Annotated in this window: 24 protein-coding genes and 1 tRNA gene; 11 read left to right on the top strand and 14 right to left on the bottom strand. The window is 60.2% G+C overall.

Annotated features, from left to right (window positions below):
• Positions 1-82 precede the first annotated feature (82 nt).
• The 7 genes from ACIQWP_RS08515 (at position 83) to ACIQWP_RS08485 (ending at position 5,611) form a co-directional block, all read left to right on the top strand.
• On the top strand, positions 83-511 hold the full coding sequence (locus ACIQWP_RS08515) for a pilus assembly protein N-terminal domain-containing protein (protein ID WP_402784739.1): 429 nt from the start codon (positions 83-85) through the stop codon (positions 509-511).
• 154 nt (positions 512-665) lie between these two features.
• Positions 666-1,301 carry a TadE/TadG family type IV pilus assembly protein gene (locus ACIQWP_RS08510; RefSeq protein WP_402784736.1) on the top strand — a complete coding sequence of 212 codons (636 nt, stop codon included), beginning with the start codon at positions 666-668 and terminating at the stop codon, positions 1,299-1,301.
• 14 nt (positions 1,302-1,315) lie between these two features.
• Complete coding sequence (locus ACIQWP_RS08505) at positions 1,316-1,888, top strand: TadE/TadG family type IV pilus assembly protein (RefSeq protein WP_402786079.1); 573 nt, start codon at positions 1,316-1,318, stop codon at positions 1,886-1,888.
• Positions 1,889-2,022: 134 nt separating this feature from the next.
• Positions 2,023-3,243, top strand: coding sequence for a phosphopentomutase (locus tag ACIQWP_RS08500; RefSeq protein WP_402784733.1), 1,221 nt, complete (start codon positions 2,023-2,025; stop codon positions 3,241-3,243).
• Entirely contained in the window at positions 3,240-4,208 is a 969-nt protein-coding gene (locus ACIQWP_RS08495; protein ID WP_402784730.1) for an adenosine deaminase, read from the top strand. Before ACIQWP_RS08500 ends, ACIQWP_RS08495 begins: the two co-directional genes overlap by 4 nt.
• Positions 4,209-4,329: 121 nt before the next feature.
• The gene (upp, locus tag ACIQWP_RS08490) at positions 4,330-4,959 is read left to right on the top strand and encodes a uracil phosphoribosyltransferase (RefSeq protein ID WP_402784727.1); all 630 of its coding nucleotides are present in this window, start codon (positions 4,330-4,332) and stop codon (positions 4,957-4,959) included.
• A gap of 127 nt (positions 4,960-5,086) precedes the next feature.
• Positions 5,087-5,611, top strand: a complete 525-nt coding sequence (locus ACIQWP_RS08485) for a TIGR02281 family clan AA aspartic protease (protein ID WP_402784724.1) — start codon at positions 5,087-5,089, stop codon at positions 5,609-5,611.
• A gap of 36 nt (positions 5,612-5,647) precedes the next feature.
• On the opposite strand, the gene deoA is transcribed toward ACIQWP_RS08485, so the two are convergent.
• From deoA to ACIQWP_RS08445, 8 genes are all read right to left on the bottom strand, one after another.
• On the bottom strand, positions 5,648-6,955 hold the full coding sequence (gene deoA, locus ACIQWP_RS08480; protein ID WP_402784721.1) for a thymidine phosphorylase: 1,308 nt from the start codon (positions 6,953-6,955) through the stop codon (positions 5,648-5,650).
• Between the two features lie 3 nt (positions 6,956-6,958).
• Positions 6,959-7,732, bottom strand: a complete 774-nt coding sequence (gene deoC, locus ACIQWP_RS08475; RefSeq protein WP_402784718.1) for a deoxyribose-phosphate aldolase — start codon at positions 7,730-7,732, stop codon at positions 6,959-6,961.
• Positions 7,729-8,535 carry a purine-nucleoside phosphorylase gene (locus tag ACIQWP_RS08470; RefSeq protein ID WP_402784716.1) on the bottom strand — a complete coding sequence of 269 codons (807 nt, stop codon included), beginning with the start codon at positions 8,533-8,535 and terminating at the stop codon, positions 7,729-7,731. The genes deoC and ACIQWP_RS08470 overlap by 4 nt, the downstream gene beginning before the upstream one ends.
• On the bottom strand, positions 8,532-8,924 hold the full coding sequence (locus ACIQWP_RS08465; RefSeq protein WP_402784713.1) for a cytidine deaminase: 393 nt from the start codon (positions 8,922-8,924) through the stop codon (positions 8,532-8,534). Before ACIQWP_RS08465 ends, ACIQWP_RS08470 begins: the two co-directional genes overlap by 4 nt.
• 3 nt (positions 8,925-8,927) lie before the next feature.
• The gene (locus ACIQWP_RS08460) at positions 8,928-9,899 is read right to left on the bottom strand and encodes an ABC transporter permease (protein WP_402784710.1); all 972 of its coding nucleotides are present in this window, start codon (positions 9,897-9,899) and stop codon (positions 8,928-8,930) included.
• Between the two features lie 10 nt (positions 9,900-9,909).
• The gene (locus ACIQWP_RS08455; protein WP_402784707.1) at positions 9,910-11,013 is read right to left on the bottom strand and encodes an ABC transporter permease; all 1,104 of its coding nucleotides are present in this window, start codon (positions 11,011-11,013) and stop codon (positions 9,910-9,912) included.
• 7 nt (positions 11,014-11,020) lie between these two features.
• Positions 11,021-12,532 carry an ABC transporter ATP-binding protein gene (locus tag ACIQWP_RS08450; protein WP_402784705.1) on the bottom strand — a complete coding sequence of 504 codons (1,512 nt, stop codon included), beginning with the start codon at positions 12,530-12,532 and terminating at the stop codon, positions 11,021-11,023.
• A gap of 80 nt (positions 12,533-12,612) precedes the next feature.
• A complete protein-coding gene (locus ACIQWP_RS08445) occupies positions 12,613-13,608 on the bottom strand; it encodes a BMP family protein (protein WP_402784703.1) in 996 nt (331 codons plus the stop codon).
• A gap of 59 nt (positions 13,609-13,667) precedes the next feature.
• Between ACIQWP_RS08445 and ACIQWP_RS08440 the strand changes: the two genes are divergently transcribed.
• Positions 13,668-13,937 (top strand): hypothetical protein, encoded by a 270-nt coding sequence (locus ACIQWP_RS08440; protein WP_402784700.1) that lies wholly within the window; start codon positions 13,668-13,670, stop codon positions 13,935-13,937.
• Between the two features lie 42 nt (positions 13,938-13,979).
• Here the strand turns inward: ACIQWP_RS08440 and ACIQWP_RS08435 are convergent, their stop codons facing one another.
• The gene (locus tag ACIQWP_RS08435; protein WP_402784697.1) at positions 13,980-14,297 is read right to left on the bottom strand and encodes a hypothetical protein; all 318 of its coding nucleotides are present in this window, start codon (positions 14,295-14,297) and stop codon (positions 13,980-13,982) included.
• 234 nt (positions 14,298-14,531) lie between these two features.
• Here ACIQWP_RS08435 and ACIQWP_RS08430 point away from each other — a divergent pair.
• A tRNA-Ser gene (locus ACIQWP_RS08430) sits at positions 14,532-14,621 on the top strand.
• A 172-nt stretch (positions 14,622-14,793) separates the two neighbouring features.
• Here the strand turns inward: ACIQWP_RS08430 and ACIQWP_RS08425 are convergent.
• Genes ACIQWP_RS08425 through ACIQWP_RS08415 form a run of 3 tightly spaced genes read right to left on the bottom strand, consistent with a single transcriptional unit; the run spans position 14,794 to position 17,521 of the window.
• Positions 14,794-15,372, bottom strand: coding sequence for a TetR/AcrR family transcriptional regulator (locus tag ACIQWP_RS08425; RefSeq protein ID WP_402784694.1), 579 nt, complete (start codon positions 15,370-15,372; stop codon positions 14,794-14,796).
• Positions 15,369-15,905, bottom strand: a complete 537-nt coding sequence (locus ACIQWP_RS08420; protein WP_402784692.1) for a dihydrofolate reductase family protein — start codon at positions 15,903-15,905, stop codon at positions 15,369-15,371. Before ACIQWP_RS08420 ends, ACIQWP_RS08425 begins: the two co-directional genes overlap by 4 nt.
• A gap of 56 nt (positions 15,906-15,961) precedes the next feature.
• Positions 15,962-17,521 (bottom strand): FAD-dependent monooxygenase, encoded by a 1,560-nt coding sequence (locus tag ACIQWP_RS08415; protein ID WP_402784689.1) that lies wholly within the window; start codon positions 17,519-17,521, stop codon positions 15,962-15,964.
• 221 nt (positions 17,522-17,742) lie between these two features.
• On the opposite strand from ACIQWP_RS08415, the gene ACIQWP_RS08410 reads away from it, so the two are divergent.
• On the top strand, positions 17,743-18,369 hold the full coding sequence (locus tag ACIQWP_RS08410; RefSeq protein WP_402784687.1) for a TetR/AcrR family transcriptional regulator: 627 nt from the start codon (positions 17,743-17,745) through the stop codon (positions 18,367-18,369).
• Between the two features lie 174 nt (positions 18,370-18,543).
• Here ACIQWP_RS08410 and ACIQWP_RS08405 read toward each other — a convergent pair whose 3' ends face one another.
• A complete protein-coding gene (locus ACIQWP_RS08405) occupies positions 18,544-18,954 on the bottom strand; it encodes a hypothetical protein (protein ID WP_402784684.1) in 411 nt (136 codons plus the stop codon).
• 185 nt (positions 18,955-19,139) lie between these two features.
• Between ACIQWP_RS08405 and ACIQWP_RS08400 the strand changes: the two genes are divergently transcribed.
• Positions 19,140-20,084, top strand: coding sequence for a LysR family transcriptional regulator (locus tag ACIQWP_RS08400; RefSeq protein ID WP_402784681.1), 945 nt, complete (start codon positions 19,140-19,142; stop codon positions 20,082-20,084).
• Between the two features lie 338 nt (positions 20,085-20,422).
• Here the strand turns inward: ACIQWP_RS08400 and ACIQWP_RS08395 are convergent, their stop codons facing one another.
• Positions 20,423-21,319, bottom strand: coding sequence for an SDR family oxidoreductase (locus tag ACIQWP_RS08395; protein ID WP_402784678.1), 897 nt, complete (start codon positions 21,317-21,319; stop codon positions 20,423-20,425).
• Positions 21,320-21,394 lie beyond the last annotated feature (75 nt).

Here is a 21,394-nt window from a genome sequence, read left to right as displayed (position 1 = left end):
GGCCAGCTTAATCGTTCATTCACCATTCTTTCTCATTCTATCCGAAAATTCTTTTCGCCATCGCTTTCCAAGAGGCCAAGCCATGCCAATCGGCGGCAGAACAGCATTCCTTGCCGGCATTGTCGCCATGGCCGGCCTCATGCCGCAGCTTTCCCATGCTGCCGGAGAAAACATGCTGCGCGTCTATATGGATCACGCGCGCGTATTGAAGCTTGATCGCCCCGTCAGCAAGGTCATTGTCGGCAATTCGCAAGTCGCCGACGCCACGGTCGCCGATCCGAAAACCATCGTGCTGACCGGCCGCAGCTTCGGCACGACAAACATCATCCTGCTCGATGCCGACGGCAATGCCATTGTCGACGAGCAGATCCTAGTGTCGATCGACGAAGGCAATACGGTGCGTGTTTTCCGCCAGACGGATCGCGCCGTACTTTCGTGCACGCCCAATTGTGAACAGCATGCCCAACAGAACAATACGACGGCTGGGGCGCCGGCTGCAGCCGGACAATAATTAAATTCGATAAATCAAATATTCTAAAGTACTTTCGAAGAATTAGCTGCCCCACGATAATCCTGATTTCCTCTAAATATGAATAGAGAAGAGAAACGGATTATCAACAAAGCAATTCTAGTGTCGGCCGCGTGTAAATCGCCGCGGACTCCCCATGACATCAGATGACGCCCTTCTCGCCAATACGAACCCCGCACGGCGATATGCCCGGGGCCGCTTTCGCGAATTCGTGCGTTCTCGGGACGGGACAGCAGCGATCGAATTTGCCTTGCTTGCCATCCCCTATTTTCTGATCGTCTTCGCCATCATCGAGACCTTCGTCGCCTTTACGGCGGAGCAGGTCGTTTCAAACGCCGTCGATACCCTGGCGCGGCAGATCCGGACCGGGCAGATCACCACCGATCCCAACAAGACCTCCTATACGACATCGCAGCAATTCCGGCAGTCATTCTGCAACGAGATTGCCGTGCTCATCACCTGTTCCGCGTCTGAAGTACAGACGCCGGCAAACCTCTATCTCGATGTGGAGAGCTATTCGACCTTTGCGTCCATGCCGACGACGATCCCCCGCAAGTCGTCGACCGATCCCTATTCCGATCTCAACACCACAGGTTTTGCCTTCACGCCCGGCGGTGCCAAATCGCTGAACATGGTGCGCGCCTACTATCGCTGGCAGATCATCACGGATCTGCTGCGCCCCTATCTTACCAACGTGCGTCCAACCGACGGCTCGGCGTCGGTCTATCTCATTGTCGCAACCGCCGCCTTCCAGAACGAGAATTATCCGTGAGCGGCCCCGTCAGCATGCCTGGAAAGGAAAGCGCGCCCTTCTGCATCCTGAGACGTTTCGCCCGCGACGAACGTGGCGTCGGCGCGATCGAGTTCGCCATTCTCTTCCCCGTATTGCTGATGCTCTATCTCGGTGCCTTCGAGCTTACCGTCGGCCTCAACGCATCGAAGCGCGCCAGCCGTTCGGCCGGTTCGATCGCCGATATCGTCTCGCAGCAATCGACGGTCACTAAATCCGTGCTCGCGACCATGCCCTCCGTCGCCGGCGCGATCTTCGCGCCCTACGGCACGACGGGCCTGACGCTGAAGATCACCGGCATTACGATCGACACGACAGGCAAGGCAACCGTCGCCTGGTCCTGGGCGCAGGACGGAACCAGGCCATATACCGCCGGCTCCACGGTCACGGTGCCTGCCAACCTGAACCAGGCAAGCACATTCCTCGTCCGCAGCGAGCTTGCCCTTCCCTATCAGCTTATCAGCTTCGGCACCAATTTCCTGCCGAGCGGCACCAACCAGATCACCATCAGCCGGCAATATTACTACCGGCAGCGCGTCGGCAATTCGATCAGCTGCAGCGACTGCTAGGAACTCCACCGCAAGGGCGGCGCCTGGAGAACCCTTCCAAACGGAAAATTGCCAAGTCGATGCCTCCGTTATATGGGTGACGTCCAATGACCCGGAAGACCTCCCCGGGTGACGGCATTCTTATCGGGTGATCTATGGCGCGCGCCTTTCTCTTCGTTCTGGATTCTTTCGGTGTCGGCGGCGGCCCTGATGCGGCAAGCTACGGCGACGAAGGGGCCGACACGCTTGGCCATATCGCCGAATTCTGTGCCGCGGGCGCCGCCGACCGGGAGGGCCTGCGCCAGGGGCCGCTCGCTCTGCCGATCATGTCCGGCCTTGGCCTGCTGGAGATCGCCAAGGCGGCAACGGGCAATTATCCGGCCGGCATGCCGCGACCGGAAAAACTCTATGGTCTCCACGGCTGCGCCAATGAAGTCTCCCGCGGCAAGGACACGCCATCGGGCCATTGGGAGATAGCCGGAACGCCCGTCATGTTCGACTGGGGTTACTTTCCGGCAGAGGGCGATGCCTTCCCGCCGGAGCTGGTGAAAGCCATCTGCGAGGCCGCCGATCTGCCGGGCATTCTCGGCAATTGTCATGCATCCGGCACCGATATCATCGCCAGGCTCGGGGAAGAGCACATCCGCAGCGGCAAGCCGATCTGCTATACTTCGTCCGACTCCGTCTTCCAGATCGCGGCGCATGAGCGGCATTTCGGCCTCGATCGGCTGATCGGCCTCTGCAAGATCGTGCGTAGCCTGCTCGACGCTTACAATATCGGCCGCGTCATCGCCCGCCCTTTCGTCGGCGAGACCGTGGCGACATTCGAGCGAACCGGAAACCGCCGCGATTTCTCCGTGCTGCCGCCGGAGCCGACACTGCTCGACCGCCTGGTCAAGGCCGAGCGCACGGTGCACGCAGTCGGCAAGATCGGCGATATCTTCGCCCACCAGGGCATCTCCAGGGTCATCAAGGCCAATGGTAACATGGCGCTGATGGATGCGACGCTGAAGGCCATGGACGAAGCCGAGGACGGCGATCTGGTTTTCACCAATTTCGTCGACTTCGACATGCTCTATGGCCACCGCCGCGATGTGCCCGGCTATGCCGCAGCACTCGAGGCCTTCGACGCGCGGCTACCGGAAGTTCACAAGAAACTGAAGGCCGGCGATCTCGTCATTCTGACGGCCGATCATGGTTGCGACCCGACCTGGCGCGGCACCGATCACACGCGCGAGCGCGTGCCGGTCATGGCTTACGGACCGGGCATTCGTGCCCGCTCCATCGGCGTCCGCCAGACCTATGCCGATATCGGCGAGACGGTCGCGAAACATCTAGGAATTGCGGCCGGGCCGCACGGGAGGAGTTTCCTTTGACATCGCATTTGAAGAAAGTGGAGCTGCACTGCCATCTGGAGGGCGCGGCACCGCCGGCGCTGACGCTGGCACAGGCGGAGAAATACGGCGTCGATACCAGCGCCTTCCTCAAGGACGGTATCTACCTCTGGAAGGATTTTGCCGAATTCCTCGTCTGCTACGACAAGGTTTCCGAGATCTACCGCACCGAGGAAGACTATGCGCTCTTGACGGAAACCTATCTGGAAGAGCTTGCCGGCATCGGCACGATCTATAGTGAACTCATCGTCTCGCCCGACCATGGCGACCGCATCGGCCTTGGTGCCGATGCCTATATTGCCGGCGTTTCGGCCGGCATTCGTGCCGCAAAGGCAAAGACCGGCATCGAGGCGCGGCTGATCGTAACCGGCGAACGGCATTTCGGCCCGGACCGGGTGGTGAAGGCGGCGGAATATGCGGCCAAAAGCGACAATCCGTTGATATCGGGCTTCAACATGGCCGGCGAAGAGCGCATGGGCCGCGTCGCCGACTATGCCCGCGCCTTCGACATCGCCCGCGAAGCTGGGCTCGGTATCACCATCCATGCCGGCGAAGTTTGCGGCGCCTTTTCCGTCGCCGATGCCGTCGAGCTGGTGCGCCCTGATCGTATCGGCCACGGCGTGCGCGCCATCGAGGATATGGATCTCGTCAAGCGCCTCGCCGATCTCGGCACGGTGCTCGAGGTCTGCCCCGGCTCCAACATCGCGCTGAACGTCTTTCCGGATTTCCAGTCGCATCCGCTGCGCAAGCTGCGCGATGCCGGCGTGAAGGTGACGATCAATTCCGACGATCCGCCGTTCTTCCATACCTCGCTGAAGCGCGAATACGAACTGGCTTCGTCGGCTTTCGGCTTTAGCGACGACGAGATCAACGCGATGACGCGCACGGCGATCGAGGCGGCGTTCGTGGACGAAGCGACACGGGCGGCGTTACTGACAAGGCTGTAAAATGAGGATTTGGGCCGCAGATTGGGGATGAAATCCCGCAAAGCGGCCTATTTTCTTGCACCAGAGGCGATTTCCGTGGAAGAACCATCTCATATCACGGAACTACTGGAAGGCTGAAACCATGGACGGCGTCACTGTCATCGATCACCCGCTTGTGCAGCACAAGCTCACAATCATGCGCAAGAAGGACACGTCGACGGGCAGCTTCCGCCGGCTGCTGCGCGAGATTTCGACGCTGCTCTGTTACGAAGTGACGCGCGACCTGGAACTGACGATCGAGACCATCGAGACGCCGCTGCAGCCGATGGATGCGCCGATCCTCGAAGGCAAGAAGCTGGTCTTCGCCTCGATCCTGCGCGCCGGCAACGGCCTGCTCGAAGGCATGCTCGATCTCGTACCCTCAGCCCGCGTCTCGCATATCGGCGTCTACCGCGATCACGAGACGCTGCAGCCGGTCGAATATTACTTTAAGGCGCCTGAGGATATTTCCGAGCGCCTGATCATCGTCGTCGATCCGATGCTGGCAACCGGCAATTCCTCGATTGCCGCGATCGACAAGCTGAAAGAACGCGGCGCCCACAATATCCGTTTCCTGTGCCTGCTGGCGGCGCCTGAAGGTATCGCCAATTTCCGCGGCGCGCATCCGGACGTGCCGGTCTTCACCGCCGCCATCGACAGCCATCTGAACGAGAAGGGCTATATCGTGCCCGGCCTCGGCGATGCCGGCGACCGCATGTACGGTACGAAGTAAAATCAGCTATTATACTTTTTATGGAGCCCGGCGGTTATCCAACTGCCGGGCTTTTTATTGATTGCATTAGCGGCATTTCAGCAAAGCTGGCCTATAGATAGCATGGCCCGCAGGAGGGGCCTTGCCGATGCTCGTTCGCGTTCTTGTCTTTGCCGGTATCATTGCCGTTGCAGCGACCCAGGTGCCGATGCTGGTGGATAGCTACGAAGAGCGCGCGGAAAGGCCGGCACCGATAGAGGCCGTGTCGCTCGCGCCGCCAAAGTTGGAGGCTCCTGTATCCTATGGTAGCGTTCAGCTGCGCGCCAATGCCGGCGGCCACTATGAAGGTGATTTCAGCATCAACGGCCGGTCCGTGCATGGGATGATCGATACCGGCGCGACCTATGTGGCGATGAACGAGAGTACCGCGCGCAGCCTCGGCTTCAGCAGCGTCGATCTCGACTTTCGCTACTCGGTCCAAACCGCGAATGGCGCGTCCAAAGTTGCCTATATCAAACTCGACCGCCTGGAGATCGGCACGATCCGGGTTCGCGATATCGACGCCGTGGTAGCGAAGGATAGCGCACTGAGTACGACGCTCATCGGCATGAGCTTCATGAAGAAGCTGAACTCCTATGGAGTGCAGAACGGCACCCTACTGCTGAAGCAATAGGACATCAGGGCATTTCACAAGGCCGCTGCTTTCATATCAAATTCTGCTGAGAATGACTGGTGGCAAAACCGGAGCCGCCTCCACAACACGATAGTTAGCCGACAAATCGGCCGCAGCTCTCTCCGCGCTCGCCTCGTCCGCCGCGTGAACAGTAGCGATACGGTCGCCCTTGCTGACCCGCGTACCAAGCGGCAGGATATCGCTGAATCCGACGCGATGATCGATCTTGTCCTGCGGACGGCGGCGGCCGCCGCCGAGGTCGATGACGCTCATGCCAATCGCACGCGCGTCACAGCTGCCAAGCCATCCATCGGCGGCGGCGAGAACAGGCTTCTGCACCGGCGCGGTGACCAGATAGCGATTAGGATGTTCAAGCAAATCCACCGGGCCGCCGAGCCCATGCACCATCCGGCCAAAAATCTCAGCCGCCTTGCCGGATGCCAAGGCCTCGCGCGCCCGGCCCTCCGCCTCGACGGCGTTCGTGGCAATGCCGGCCTGAACCAGCATTTCGGACGCAAAGGCAAGGACAATCGTTTCGAGCCGCGTGCCTGCCTTGTTCCCCTTCAGGAAATCGAGGCAGTTGTGAAGTTCGACGACATTGCCGGCGGCATCGGCGAGCGGCTCGTTCATGTCGGTGATAAGCGCCGAGGTCTTCACCCCGCCGCCATTTGCCACCTCCACCAGCGAGCGCGCCAGCGTTTCTGCCTCCTCCTGCGAGGTCATGAAGGCGCCGCTGCCGATCTTGACGTCGAGCACCAGCGTTTCAAGCCCCGCCGCCAGTTTCTTCGACAGAATGGAGGCGGTAATCAGGGGGGCGGAATCGACGGTCGCGGTGACGTCGCGCACCGCATAAAGCTTGCCATCGGCGGGCGCCAGCGCGCCGGTCTGGCCGATGATGGCGCAGCCGACCTCGTCGACCACCTTGCGGAAGCGGGCCGCATCCGGCGTAATCCCGTAGCCGGGAATGGATTCGAGCTTGTCGAGGGTGCCGCCGGTATGTCCGAGGCCGCGGCCGGAGATCATGGGAACTGCCAGGCCGCAGGCGGCCGCGATGGGCGCCAGCATCAGCGAGACATTATCGCCGACGCCGCCAGTCGAATGCTTGTCGGCAATCGGCCTGCCGATGCCGTCCCAGGACAGAATATCGCCGGAGCGGGCCATGGCGAGCGTCAGGGCCACGGTCTCTTCCCGCGTCATGCCGCGAAACCAGACGGCCATGGCGAAGGCGCCGATCTGGCTTTCAGCCAGTTCACCACGCCCCAATGCGCCGATGAACCCATCGATATCGGCAGCTGACAGCGTGCCGCCGTTACGCTTCTGCCGGATGATCTCCTGCGGGATCATGGATCAGTAGCCCGAAGACGCCGTCTTGGACTCGCCGCCGGCCAATACGTTCAGAATATCGTCGAGCAGGCTCGACGCACCGAAGCGGAAGGTCGACGGCATGGCCCAGTCGGGCGCCATGATGGTCTCGGCGAGGCTGAGATAAAGCGCCGCATCGGAGACCGAGCCGATACCGCCGGCCGGCTTGAAACCGACCTTTCGGCCGCTGGCACGGATCGCCCGCAGCATGATGTCGGCGGCCTCCAGCGTCGCGTTGACGGTAACCTTGCCTGTGGACGTCTTGATGAAATCCGCGCCGGCGTCGATCGCCAGTTCGGAAGCACGCTGGATCAACGCCGCGTCCCTCAACTCGCCGGTTTCGAGAATGGTCTTCAGGATGACCGGTTCCTTGCACTCGGCCTTGACGGCGGCGACCATATCGGTGACGGCCTGTTCATTGCCGGCCAGGAATGCACGGTAGGGAATGACCAGATCGATCTCGTCGGCGCCATCGGCGATCGCCTCGCGGGCTTCAGCCGCGACGTCTGCCACCTCCATGTCGCCACCGGGGAAGTTCACCACGGTCGCAATCTTCACGGCGTGATCTATTCCGAGAATGCCGCGCGCCTGAGCGACGAAGCGCGGCCAGATGCAGATGGCGGCGGTATTGCCATAAGGCGATTGCGCACGGGCGCACAGCGCCTCGATCTGTGCCGGCGTGCAGTCATCCTTGAGATTGGTCAGGTCGAGCAGAGAAAGCGCAACGGCCGCCGTTTCTCTGAGGGAATGGCCCGTCATTGTGGATCTCCTTCGTCAGCAATCATTTCTTTCAAGATAGCGGCGAGGCGTGTGCCGCCGACCGGCGCCATATCCTTCGTCTCGTCATGCGAGAGTTCGGCGCCCGTCATGCCAGCACCATAGTTAGTGATGACGGAGGCGGCAGCAACCCTCAAGCCGAAAAGACGCGCCAGGATGACCTCAGGCACGGTCGACATGCCGACGGCATCGGCACCGAGGATGCGTGCCATGCGGATCTCGGCCGGCGTTTCGAAGCTCGGTCCGGAGAACCACATATAGACGCCGTGCGACAGCTTGATCTCGGCCTTTTCCGCAGCCTTGCGCATGCGCATGATGAGATCGCTATCATAGGCGCTGGTCATGCCGACGAAACGCTTGTCGCTTTCCTCGCCGATCAGCGGATTCATGCCGGAATAATTGATGTGATCGGTAATCTGCATCACCGATCCCGGCGACATCTCCTCGCGCAGCGATCCAGCCGAGTTCGTCAGGATCAGCGTATCGACGCCAAGGGCCTTCAAGGTCTCGATCGGCGCGCGCATGGCGTTGGCGTCACCCCTTTCGTAGTAATGCACCCGGCCGGAGAGCATGATGACCGGGACGTCGCCGAGCTTGCCCGCGACCAGCGTGCCGGCATGGCCGGAGACGGCGCTGACGGGGAAACCGGGTAGATCGGCATAGGGGATGCGCACGGCTTCCGCGACCTGATCGACAAGCGAACCGAGGCCGGAGCCGAGGATGACGCCGTAGCGCGGCTTCAGATCGCCGAGCTTCTCGGTGAGGATGTCGACGGCGGCGCTCATCCGAGTACCTCCGTCTCAAAGCTGAAGGGCAGCATCTCGTCCATGGTCATGGTCTTCCTCACGCCGGTTTCGTCGCAAAGATAGATCCGCGTTCCCTTACTGGCAAATTCGGCGATCTTCTGCCGGCAGCCGCCGCAGGGCGGGCAAAGCGGCAGTTTCTCCGCGATGACGGCGATCTCGACGATCTGCTTGGCGCCGCCCATGATCATCTGGCCGATCGCAGTCGGTTCGGCGCACCAGCCCTGCGGGAAGGACAGGTTCTCGATATTGGCGCCGGTATAGATCTTGCCATCCTCGGCACGGATCGCCGCGCCGACCGGAAATTTCGAATAGGGAGCATGGGCGAAGGCCATCGCTCCGCGAGCGGCCTCGAACAGATCATGCGACATGGACTAGCGCTCCTTGGTATAGGGCACGCCACCGGCCTTCGGGGGCTTGGCGACGCCGATAAAGCCTGCAAGCAGGATGCAGGTCAGAATATAGGGCAGCGCCTGGAAAATCTGTACCGGCACCTCACCCATGCCCGGAATCGTCTTGCCCTGCATGAAATTGGCGAAGGCATCGAGGAAGCCGAAGAGAAGGCAGGTGAACATGACCGGCACCGGCTTCCACTTGGCGAAAATCAGTGCGGCGAGAGCGATATAGCCCTTGCCTGCCGACATGTTGTTGATGAAAGCGGCCGACTGGGCGATGGCGAGATAGGTGCCGGAGAAGCCGCAGAGGACGCCCGCGACAATCAGCGAACGATAGCGAAGCCATTCGACCGAGATGCCGGCGGTATCGACAGCACCCGGATTTTCGCCGACAGCGCGCAGGCGCAAGCCGAAGCGGGTGCGATAGAGAATCCACCAGGAAATCGGCACGGCAAGGAAGGCGAGATAAGTCAGGATGTTGTTGCCGGAGATGACATTGGCGTAGAGCGGCCCGATGAACGGGATATCGCGGACAGCGTCGACACCCGGCAGGGTGATGCCGGAAAAGCGTGCGGTGGCGGGCAAAGTCGGCGTACGCCCGCCCTGGCCGAACCAGGCATTGCCAAGAACAATGGTCAAGCCGGCCGTCAGGAAGTTGATGGCAACGCCCGAAACGATCTGGTTGCCGCGATTGGTAATCGATGTGAAGCCGTGTAGCAGACCGAGAAGAACCGAAACGACGATGCCGGCGCCGAGACCCGCCCAAGCCGAGCCGCTGATGGCGGCAACGCAGGCTGCCGCGAAGGCGGATGCCAGCATCTTGCCCTCAAGACCGATGTCGAAGATGCCGGCGCGCTCGGAAAACAGGCCCGCCAACGCTGTGAAGATAAGCGGAATCGACAGACGGATAGTCGAGCCAAATATAGCGATCAGAAGATCATAATAATCCATCGTCCGATCCTTACGTTCTAGCAAATTGCTGGTAGATGCGCACGAGCGCGGGGCGGAACATATATTCGAGAGCGCCGGCAAACAGGATAACGAGACCTTGGATTACCACGATCATATCGCGCGTGATCTGAGGTATGTCAAAAGGCAGCGTGTCGCCACCCCTATAAAGAATGCCGAACAGAAGCGCCGCCGGGATAATGCCCAACGGATGGTTGCGGCCCATCAGCGACACGGCGATACCGACGAAGCCCGCGCCCAGCACAAACTCGATCTGCAACCGGCCGGAAGCGCCCATGACCGGATTGAGCGACATCATACCGGCAAGGGCACCCGATATGAGCATGGCGATGATGACCGTGCGGGCATAGGGAATGCCGGCATAGACTGCAGCCGTCGGGCTGAGGCCGAGCGTGCGCATTTCATAGCCGAGCTTGGTGCGCCAGACGAGCACCCAGACAAGGAAACACATGACCAGCGCGATCAGGAAGGAGACATTGAGGGGCGCGGCACCGATGGTCGACCCAAATATACCCATCAGCCAGTCGAGCTTGGGCAGCTGACCACCCTCGAGAAAGGTGCGGGTTTCGGGCGCCATCTTGCCCGGAACGATCAGCACATGCACCAGCAGGAAGTTCATCAGCGCCGATGCGATGAAGTTGAACATGATTGTGGTGATGACGACGTGGCTGCCGCGCTTGGCCTGCAGCCAGGCGGGGATGAGGGCCCAGAGAGCGCCGAAGACGGCGGCACCGACCACCGCAAACGGCATCGTTACATACCAGGGCACGTAATGGTCGAGCGTCAGCGCCACGAGGGCGCAGCCGAGACCGCCGACATAGGCCTGGCCTTCCGAGCCGATGTTGAACAGGCCGGCATGGATGGCGACGGCGACCGAGAGACCGGTGAAAATAAAGCTGGTGGCGTAATAAAGCGTGAAGCCGATACCTTCGCCGCTGCCAAGCGCACCATCTAGGAGAGATGCCAGCGCATCGAGCGGGCTGGCGCCGATAAACCAGACGACCAAGCCCGAGATCAGGAAGGCGACGATCAGATTGAGAAACGGGATCAGACCGTAGTTGATCCATTTGGGAAGCGAAACGGAAGCGGTGCTCATCGAGGCCTCACGCGGCAATGCCGGCCATCATCAGGCCGAGCGTTTGTTCACCGGCCTCAGCCGACTTTTCACCGACGATGTGGCCGGCAAACATGACGAGGATGCGATCCGAAAGCGCACGGATCTCATCCAGCTCCACCGAAACCAGCAGGATCGCCTTGCCGGCGTCGCGCATCTCGATGATGCGGCGATGGATGAACTCGATGGCGCCGATATCGACACCGCGTGTCGGCTGGCCGATCAGCAGGGCTTTCGGATCACGTTCGATCTCGCGCGCGACGACGATCTTCTGCTGGTTACCGCCGGAGAAATTGGCTGTCTTCAGCCGCGCATTCGGCGGACGAATGTCATATTTCTCGATCTTCTCGATGGCATCCTTGCGCATGGCTTCGAGATCGAGCATGCCGCCACGCCCGTATTTGGCGTCGCGGTGATAGCCGAGCATGGAATTCTCATATTCCTCGAATTTGAGGACGAGGCCCATGTGGTGGCGATCTTCGGGAATATGGGCAAGGCCGAGGTCGCGCAGCGCGGCCGGATCGGCGTTGCCGATCGGCTTGCCATGCAGATGGATCTCGCCGGAAGCCGGCTTGCGGATACCGGCGATCGCCTCCAGCAATTCCGACTGGCCGTTGCCGGCAACGCCGGCAATGCCGACGATCTCGCCGGCGCGGACATCGAAGGAGACATTGTCGACCATGGTGACGCCGCGGCCGTCCTTGACGGTGAGGTTGCGCACCGAAAGCAGGACCTCGCCCGGATTGGGAGCGCCCTTTTCGACGCGCAGCAGCACGCGGCGGCCGACCATCAGCTCGGCCAGTTCTTCCACCGTCGTTTCCGCCGTCTTGCGGGTGGCAACCATCTCGCCGCGGCGCATGACCGACACCGTATCGGTGATCGCCATGATTTCGCGCAGCTTGTGGGTGATGAGGATGATCGTCTTGCCCTGGTCGCGCAGCACGCGAAGGATGCGGAAGAGATTGTCGGCTTCGGCTGGCGTCAGAACGCCGGTGGGTTCGTCGAGAATGAGGATCTCGGCACCGCGATACATCGCCTTCAGGATCTCGACGCGCTGTTGCTGGCCGACGGGAAGCTCTTCGATCAACGCATCGGGATCGACGTCCAGGCCGTAATCCTTCTCCAGCCTGCCGAGCTCGGCGCGCGCGGCGGCGACGCCCTTGGCGAGAAGCGCGCCGCCTTCGGCGCCCAGCATCACGTTTTCAAGGACGGTGAAATTGTCGACCAGCATGAAATGCTGGTGCACCATGCCGATGCCGGCCGATATTGCCGTCTGGCTATCGCGGATGGCGATGGGACTGCCGTTGATGCGGATCTCGCCGCTGTCGGCCTGATAGAATCCGTAGAGGATCGACATGAGAGTCGATTTCCCGGCACCGTTTTCGCCGATGATCCCGTGGATCGAGCCCTTGGCGACGGTCAGGTTGATATCTTTATTGGCGTGGACAGCACCGAACTTCTTGTCGATGCCCACGAGTTCGATGGCAGAGGTTTGGTTCACTATAGGGGCTCCAGAAACCGGATTCCGGATAAGAAAAGGGCGTATGACGTTTTTGCCTCGTCATACGCCCTTGTTTCATATCAGTTCTTCGGGCAGGCGTTGTCGGTCAGATAGTCGTGGACCTTGATGGTACCAGCGACGATATCGGTCCGCGCCTTGTCAACCGCAGCCTTCATTTCCGGAGTGACGAGCGGCTTGTTGTTGTCGTCCATGGCAACGGTGACGCCATCTTCCTTCAGGCCAAGCTCCTGGGTGCCGGGCGTGAACTTGCCGTTCTTGGCATCGCTGAAGGCATTGTAAACCGCGAGGTCAACGCGCTTGACGACGGAGGTCAGAACGGAACCCGGATGCAGATAGTTCTGGTTGCTGTCGACACCGATCGACAGTTTCTTGTTGTCGGCAGCCGTCTGCAGCACGCCGAGGCCGGTCGCGCCGGCGGCGGCGTAAACAACGTCGGCGCCCTGGTCGATCTGGTTCTTGGTGAGCTCGCCGCCGCGAACCGGGTCATTCCAGGCAGCACCCGTCGTGCCGGTCATGTTCTGGAACACTTCGATCTTCGGATTCGTAGCGCGCGCACCCAGCTCGTAGCCGCACTCGAACTTGCGGATCAGCGGAATGTCCATGCCGCCGACGAAGCCGACCTTGCCGGACTTCGAGGCGATCGCGGCCATGACGCCAGCGAGATAGGAGCCTTCGTTTTCCTTGAACTTGACGGAGCGAACGTTCGGCAGATCGAGGCTGTCGTCGATCAGCACGAATTCGGTCTTCGGATATTCAGCGGCAACCTTCTGGAGAGCCGAGGTCCAGGCGAAAGAAACGGCGATAACCGGATTGAAGCCCTTGCTGGCGAAGTTGCGCAGTGCCTGTTCGCCCTGGGTGTCGCCCGTCGGCTCGAAGTCGCGATAGGCGATGCCGGTTTCCTTCTTGAACTTTTCAGCGCCGTTATAGGCAGCTTCGTTGAAGGACTTGTCGAACTTGCCGCCGGTTCCATAAACGATTGCCGGCTTGATGTCGGCCGCAAGCGCCGTTGCCGACATGGCAGCCAAGGCGAAAAGCGTCAAAAGGGATTTTTTCATGTGTTGCAGCCCTATTGTTTCTATCTTGTTGGGTCCTCCCGCAAGCCCGTTGACCGGGCATGTCTGCGGAACCGCCGACCTCCCCCGAGGCCAAGCTGGCGCGCATCCTTGCATGGCTGCACGAAAAATTCACGAGAAATTTTTCAGTTGGTAAAGATTTGTGGGAATTGGTGAAAACCCGTCCAAACAACCCGTTTTTTAAACAATTTCGGCCCAAAACTGCAATTTTATTGGTCAGGACGGTTGTCGATCAGCGCTCCGCAATCGCTAGTTTTAACCCCTTCACCGGCGTAACAAGTCCATCGTCAGATCACCGCCGACAACACTGAAATCCCTGAATGGCACAGGTCGAAAGGCACACCAGACCCCTGTCAGGCGGTGAAGCGGCCGGCGACTGGCTGACGCTTGTAGGCAATCATCCACAGAAACAGCGAGATCACCAGGAAGACCGCGAAAGCCGGCTGAAACAACAGCCATTGCATTGCCATGTCATAGAAGCGGGGGTGGACATAATAGGCGATCGCCGAGCGAAGATTTGCCAGCGACGACGGGCTGACATCGTTCCATGCATCGCCCATCGGGGTCATGACCACGGCCGAAGCCGCAACGGACTGGATGGAATCGATAGTTCCGGCGATGACCGCAACCACCAGCGCGACAAGGCTGGCAAAACGCAACAGGAAACGCATAAACTCCTCCGGATACTCGCTTTTCCTCGGCCATACACGCTTGGCCGGTCGCACTCTTTTTCCGTCCTTCTCTTTAGATAAGTTGAGTGTGGGACAAACGCAATGGAGGGGAAGCGCGTAGTTTTTTGTCCAGAAGTCAAAAAACTGTCAGATTCGGGTTGATCCCAGAAAATTCATCGGTATATATCGCGCCGTTCCCACAATAGCTCCTTTATCGGACGCGAAAGTGCAGATGGACAGGTGGCCGAGTGGTTTAAGGCGCACGCCTGGAACGCGTGTGTACGTGAAAGCGTACCGTGGGTTCGAATCCCACCTTGTCCGCCATTTGCCGCTAATAACAGCATGTCACCCAGCAGCATGGTCCATAGCCGATTATACGCTATAGCCTGACATATCTTTGCCGGGGTCATGACCGGCGAAATATCCTGTTGACCGCTATCGACCTCATGCGATCGTCACTGCTGTGTGCGCGGCGCCCTCCAAGCTGCAGTTCACACTACGCATCGAGACGGTCCAGAAGTTCAGAGATCGCATGTTCGTAGTTTTCATGCTCCCGATCGGTTGCAGCCGCCGGCGAGCCGCCGCCCTTTCCGTCCATCGCCACAGCAAGCGCTGCGCCGTGGGTATAGTCCACAAGGATATGCACCCAGAGCAGAGCTCGCGAAGGCGATAGGCCAAGCTCACCGAGCAGATCTGTCAAATTGTCCGTGATCCGCCTTGCGTGGTCGGGAAACACGCCTGGCCGGTAGAAGATAGCAAGGGTTAGACCTGGATGACGCACCACCTTTGTTCGATACGCCCCGAGAAGGCCCTCTATCCGAGATCGAACAGTTCCTTCCAAAGGGACGGCAACATCAGCGTAGACCGTATCCGCCAAAGCTCCAATCAATCCGTCCCGATCTTGGAAATGGTGATAAATCGTCATCGGATTGATGCCCGCACGCATGGCTACGGCGCGCATTGTAAGATTTTCAAAACCCTCGGTGTCCAGGATAGCCAAGGCCTCGGCAAGGATGTTTGCTGGTGACACGCTCGTCTCATCGGCGCGCGGCCTGCCTCGGCTTCGCTTGGTCATCGCGCTATCGTGTAAGTCGATTGCACCAGCCCGGAAGGAAACGGACGGGTGCCCATGTGCCTGAGATTAATGTCGTGCGGAACCGGGCCGAACAAGGGGCGGCCGGTGCCGAGCAATATAGGAACGCGCGTGATTACCAGATCGCTGATCAATCCTTCCAGGAGAAAGGATTGGATGACACGTCCCCCGTCAACATAGACACGGCGGCACCCTTCCGCTTCGAGCGTCGCCATGGCTTGCTGCGGCGATTTCCCCATGAAACGGACCTTACCGGCAAGATCAGCGGGAACCGGCTGCTCCGCCAAGGTGGCTGAAAGAACAAGCACCGGGCGACTGTAGAACCATGGTTTCATGTCACGGACCGCTTCGAAAGTACCTCGGCCCATTATTATGGCGTCGATGTCCCTTATGAAATCATCGTAGCCGTGGTCCTCGCCCGATGCGTCGCGCTCAAGCAGCCACGCGATGTCGCCGTTATCGCGCGCGATGAACCCGTCCAAGCTGGTTGCGATAAAGACATGGCCGGTAATCATCTCGCCTCTCCTAAATTATACGATGTATAATTATAGATCGCGCCAGGTGTCAACGCTCAGCGATGAGCGGGCTGCTTGAGAACCGCAGAGCTGCCGGCTTCACCGAACCATCGCAACACAGCTCGAGCGGCTTCCTCGGCATCGGGTTCGGCCTCGCCGACCCAGGCAACGAAACCGTCGGGGCGCACGAGCAAGGCACTCAAGCCCAGCCGATCCTTGGCGTCACCGGCGACATAAGTGATCCGGTCACTCCTGCGGCTCGCGATCGCTTCAAGCGGTGCGCTGCCAGCGAAATCCAGCAGCAGGCCCTTGCCCGTTCTGAGGTGATCGCCAAGCTTCGTCCCATCGGCCAGCTCGAAATCGGGGGCGCTGCGGCCCACCAGCGGATTGATGTCGCCAAGATCGTAGCGCAGAGAAACGCCCCAGACACGTTCGGCGAAATAGGTCGCGCCGTCGCGCGTATCGATCAGATCGCGGATGACGGCTTCGAGCGCGCGCGAACTCCGGCTTGGCCGCATGAGCGCGACCTGAGCGCGCGACCAGTCGAGCACCTGCGCCCCAACGGGATGCCGCTCGCTCGAATAGCTATCGAGCAGACCCTCGGGTGCCTCGCCGCGGATGGTGGCGGCAAGCTTCCATCCAAGGTTCATCGCATCGCCGAGACCGAGGTTGAGGCCCTGGCCGCCCAAGGGCGAATGAATGTGCGCGGCGTCGCCGGCAAGCAAGACGCGCCCATTGCGATAGGTAGTCGCCTGGTAGGCGCGATCCGTCCATGTGGTGGCAAGCTTGAGCGCCGTCACGGTGATGTCGGTGCCGGAGACATGGCGCAGCACGGCCTGCACCTGATCGAGCGTGATCGGCTCGGTGCGGTGGAAGGCGCCGCCGTCGAAGTCGGCCATCGAAATCGTGCCCGGCGGCGAAAAAGTATACATGCCCGTCGCGGTATAGTGGCGGCCGACGCGAAGCTTGTGCGGGTCCGCTATCTCGATTTCCGCGGAATAGCCGGTAAATTCGGGGTTGGTGCCGACGAACTCGAAACCGCCGGCCTTACGAACGGTGCTGCGGCCGCCGTCGCAGCCGACGAGCCACAGTCCGCGAAAAGTTTCGCCTCCGGCGCGAACGGTGACGCCCTCACCCGACTGCTCGAAGCTCTCGACGCCGAAGCCGCGTCTGATCCCGACCCCCATCGCCTCAGCGCGAGCGGCCAGGACCGTTTCGAGACCTTCCATCTCGACCATCATGCTGGTGCCGGCTGGGCTCGGCAGGCGATAGGGCCACTTCGAGGCGTCGATCTTGTCTTGAAAAAACTGGATGCCGGCGAAATGGCCGCCCGGGCGGCGCGACTGGTGCATCCAGTGCGCAGTCAGTGAGGCGCGATCGCCCGAGCCGTCCTTCGCAGGTTTGGGCGCAGCGACATCATCCAGCAGGCAGCGACGGTAGAAGGCCTCTAGGGTCGGCGCCGAGAGGCCGCGCATGCCAAACGGAAGGCGCTTCAGCGGCGAGCGTGGATCTGCGGCCTGCTCCAGCACCAATACGGAAAGGCCAGCGAGACGCAGCTCACAGGCGAGAAACAAGCCAACGGGTCCGCCGCCGGCAATCAAGACATCATAGTTCAAGACAGAACTCCTCAAGCGAGCGGCGCCGCAAGGGCGCCAGACATCCCGGCTTCGAGCACTCTCAGCCGGCGCGAGTCGTTGAAAAATGCCCATCCCTATTCGGGCGAGCGGCGGTCCGGTCACGGGAAACAGCCATAAAGCCTGTGCCGATTTCACCGATCTTGTGATCGCAGTACGATTTTTATACTCGGTATAAATTTATCTATGGTATAAATATCTCCATGTCAAACCGAATCAAACTCCGGGACCGCAAGAAGGAGATGACGCGTCAGGCGATCTCCAACGTGGCAACGCGCCTGTTCGTGGAGCATGGCTTCGATAACGTGTCCGTCGCCGATATCGCCGATGAGGCCGATGTCGCCAGAAAGACGGTGTTCAATTACTTCCGCCGCAAGGAGGATCTGGTCTTCGATCGCGAGGATGAGGTGCGGGAGCTGGTGCGGAAAGCGATTGCCGACCGTGGCCGGCAGCCGCCCGTCCGCGCCTTCCAGGCGCTGATGCGTGAACTGGTGGAAGCGCAGCACCCTCTGTTCAGGATCACGGAGCGGCCCATCCAGTTCTGGCGCATGGTGGCGGAGAGCCCGGCGCTGACAACACATGCGCGCGAGCTGCAGGTGACGCTTGCCGATGATCTCTCGGGAATGCTGTCCGACGCGGTGGGCAGGACGCACTCCGATCCCGATGCGCGTCTTGCGGGCGCAATGCTGATGGCGACGCTGGTGGTCGCTTATGGCGAGGCGCTACGCGCCTTTCGTGAGAAGGCAGAACCCGAGGCCGCTCTGTTAAGCGTCATGAACCGCGGCTTTGCCGGCGTCGATGTGGCGCTTGCCGGAACGCCCTATATTTGAGGCGAAAGAATTCCGGCAGGTGAACGCCGTGGGTATTGCCGGAGTGGTCTGGGACCCATTTGGCTCATGTGTGAGCGTGAAGACTTGCCATGCTTGTCCCTGTCGGTGCTGCTAGCCTTATCGATGCCGGATATTGCACAATGCCGCTCTTCTGCCTCTTACAATGATCGGCAATCAGCGCACGCCATGCAGCGTGTTCCGCGCGGATCTGCGCAGCACAAGCACTGCACAAAATTGGAGGGTGGCGATAACAAGTGGTCCGACAATTTTTCCAGGATCATGCTGAAACAAGCCTACTCCGGCGTCCAGCACTTGAATGATGCCGGCAAGCGCGCCAAGCACAAGCAATGTTGATGTTGCATGCCTGTAGATTGCTACCCATACCATCAACGCCAGCGGAATTGAGCGAGCCGCCGCGTACATGGCAAACAGAGACGATGCTGGCGTCGCGGTATAGCCACTTGGCAATATCGATAAAGGGCTGACGAGGCCTGCTATGGAATAGCTGCCTGCAACCCAGACATTGATCGCCGTGACCCATGAAGCCAGCGGCCAGGCCTTTTCTTGAAGGAACGATATCGGCATGAATGATTTCCCTGAATTGTTGAAGCATTGGCTTGGCCAAGCGGGGCGCCCATCAGCCCAAAGCCTCCGATTACGAGAAGACAGCTCAGCCTTTGCCGGAGCCTGCGAGGTCGTTCCGAGAGGCTTTCGTGTGAACGGCAAAATCTGTATCAATTGGCGATTATGAACAAAATCGAATTCGATTCATGAATTCCATCGATGACATTCATATTCGCCGCCTCGACCTGACGCTGCTCATTGTGTTCGAAATGCTGCTGAAGAAACGCAATATGAGCGCAGTCGCCGTCGAAATGGGCCTCACCCAGTCCGCCGTCAGTCACGCCGTGGGCCGGCTGCGCGCGGTGTTTGATGATGCGCTGTTTGTCAGGAAGGGCACGGGCGTTGAACCGACGGCGCGTGCGCTACTGCTGGGTCCTCCCCTGGCTGAAGCTCTCGCAAGTGTGCGTAACGCGGCGCAGATCGGGCGGCACTTCGACCCTGGAACGGCGGTTCGCCACTTTACCATTGCCGCGCCGGATACCATCGTTGCATCGATCGCCGAGACAACCTTGGCGTGGCTGGCTCACACAGCGCCGCGCTGTCGGATTATGTTCCGCACCTTCAGCCACGACAGTGCGGCAACCGCCGTTGCCGCTGGAAATGTCGATGTAGCCCTTGGCGTATTCCCAGATACGCCAAGGGAGACAATAGGCAGCGTCGTGAGTTATGAAGTATTCCGCGTTGCCTCCAGGCGCGATCATCCGCGCATTGCAGGAACACTCGACCTCGATACCTATTGCTCCCTCGATCACATATTCGTGTCGCACGATCGCGACGGGCGCGGGATGATCGATACTGCCCTCGACAGCATCGGTCGCCGGCGCCGCGTCGCGGCGATAATGCCGCAAATGCTGGTTGGTTTTGCCGCGGCAAGTCGATCCGATGCAATCATGACCGCACCGCTCAGCGCCTGTCTCTACGCAGCGTCGTTATTTCCGATCGCGCTCCATGAGCCGCCGATCGTCATTCCCGGTTTTCCGCTCACGTTACTGCATCATCGCGATGCACTTGGCGACCCAGCCATTACATGGCTCGTCAAACTTGTCACGGAAGTGCTGTTTCGAAACCAGCAAAATGACCAGGTTCGTTAGGCATCAACCCATTTTTGGAACGCATCCGGTTGCGCAGGCATTTTCATGCACCCGCTTACACACGTCAGTTCGGTCTGAAACTCAGCAGAAGGCTAGGTTTCCTGGTTGGGTCAAAGCACAACAGCGCGGATGCGGGCGCCGATTTTCATCGCTTGTGGCTTGCGATTTTAAACGTCCGTTCGAATTCTAATCCCTGCTGGCCATCTGTCGTGCGCGACAGCGCGCTTTGGGAACATAGTCTCCCATCCGCAAAAGTTCGGCCGACCAAGTCGACCGGACCTTGAGCCATGCGGCTTCTCCAACTCCACGCCGTAAACGGATTGAAGCTCTTGGGGGTGTTACGCCGCGGAAACCTGCAGCCTCGCGAGGTCCTCGAGCAGCGTCGGACCCGTCGGCTCCCAGCCCAATTTCTGCCGGGTCTTGGCGCTGGAGGCCGGCATGTCGTGGCCGGCAAACAGAGCGAGCCAGCCGAAATAATGCGGCGCCTCTTCCTTGACGACGGATTTGGCCGGCAGGTTCAGGCGTCGACCGATGGCTTCGGCAATATCACGCATAGGCACGCCTTCCTCGGCAACCGCGTGATATCTGGCATTCGGCTCGGCGCGCTCGACGACGAGCCGATAAAGGCGGGCGACATCGGAAAAATGCGCGGCAGGCCAGCGGCTTGCCCCATCTCCGACATAGGCGCAGACGCCCTTTTCCCGGTAGATCTCGATCAACGGGGTAATGAGCCCTTGGCTGACCGGATCATGCACCTGCGGCAGACGCACGACCGAGACGTTGACCCCGATTTCGCTGGCAAGGATCGCCGCCTCCTCGGAAGCTGCCCGCGGATGCCTGTCGGAACCGACGATCGCATTGTCTTCCCTGGCGGGCTCGCCCGGCACCGTGTTGGCGATCGGCGTTCCCGAGGTGATGACCAGCGGCCGGCCCGAACCCGCAAGAGCCGAGGCAAGCGTCGCGATGACGCGGCGATCATCCTCGCAATTTTGGGCGAACTTCGAGAAGTCGTGGTTGAAAGCGAGATGGATGACGCCGTCCGATTGCGAGGCGCCGCTTTTCAGGATTTCCATATCCTCGATCGTGCCGTGAAGGACTTCGGCACCAGCAGCAGCAAGCACAACCGCCTTTTCCTTCGAGCGGGAAAGGCCGAGCACCTGATGGCCGGCTCCGATCAACTCCCTGACGACATGCGAGCCGATATTTCCGGTCGCACCGGTAACGAATATACGCATATGCACTGTCTCCTTATTTCGTCGGAGACAAATCTGTGCCTATCGTTTATTCTGGTAAAGTAGTGACCTTATCAT

It is taken from the genome of Rhizobium sp. NPDC090279, assembly GCF_044769665.1.
Classification (GTDB): Bacteria; Pseudomonadota; Alphaproteobacteria; order Rhizobiales; family Rhizobiaceae; genus Rhizobium.
This window is presented reverse-complemented; position numbering and strand designations above follow the sequence as displayed.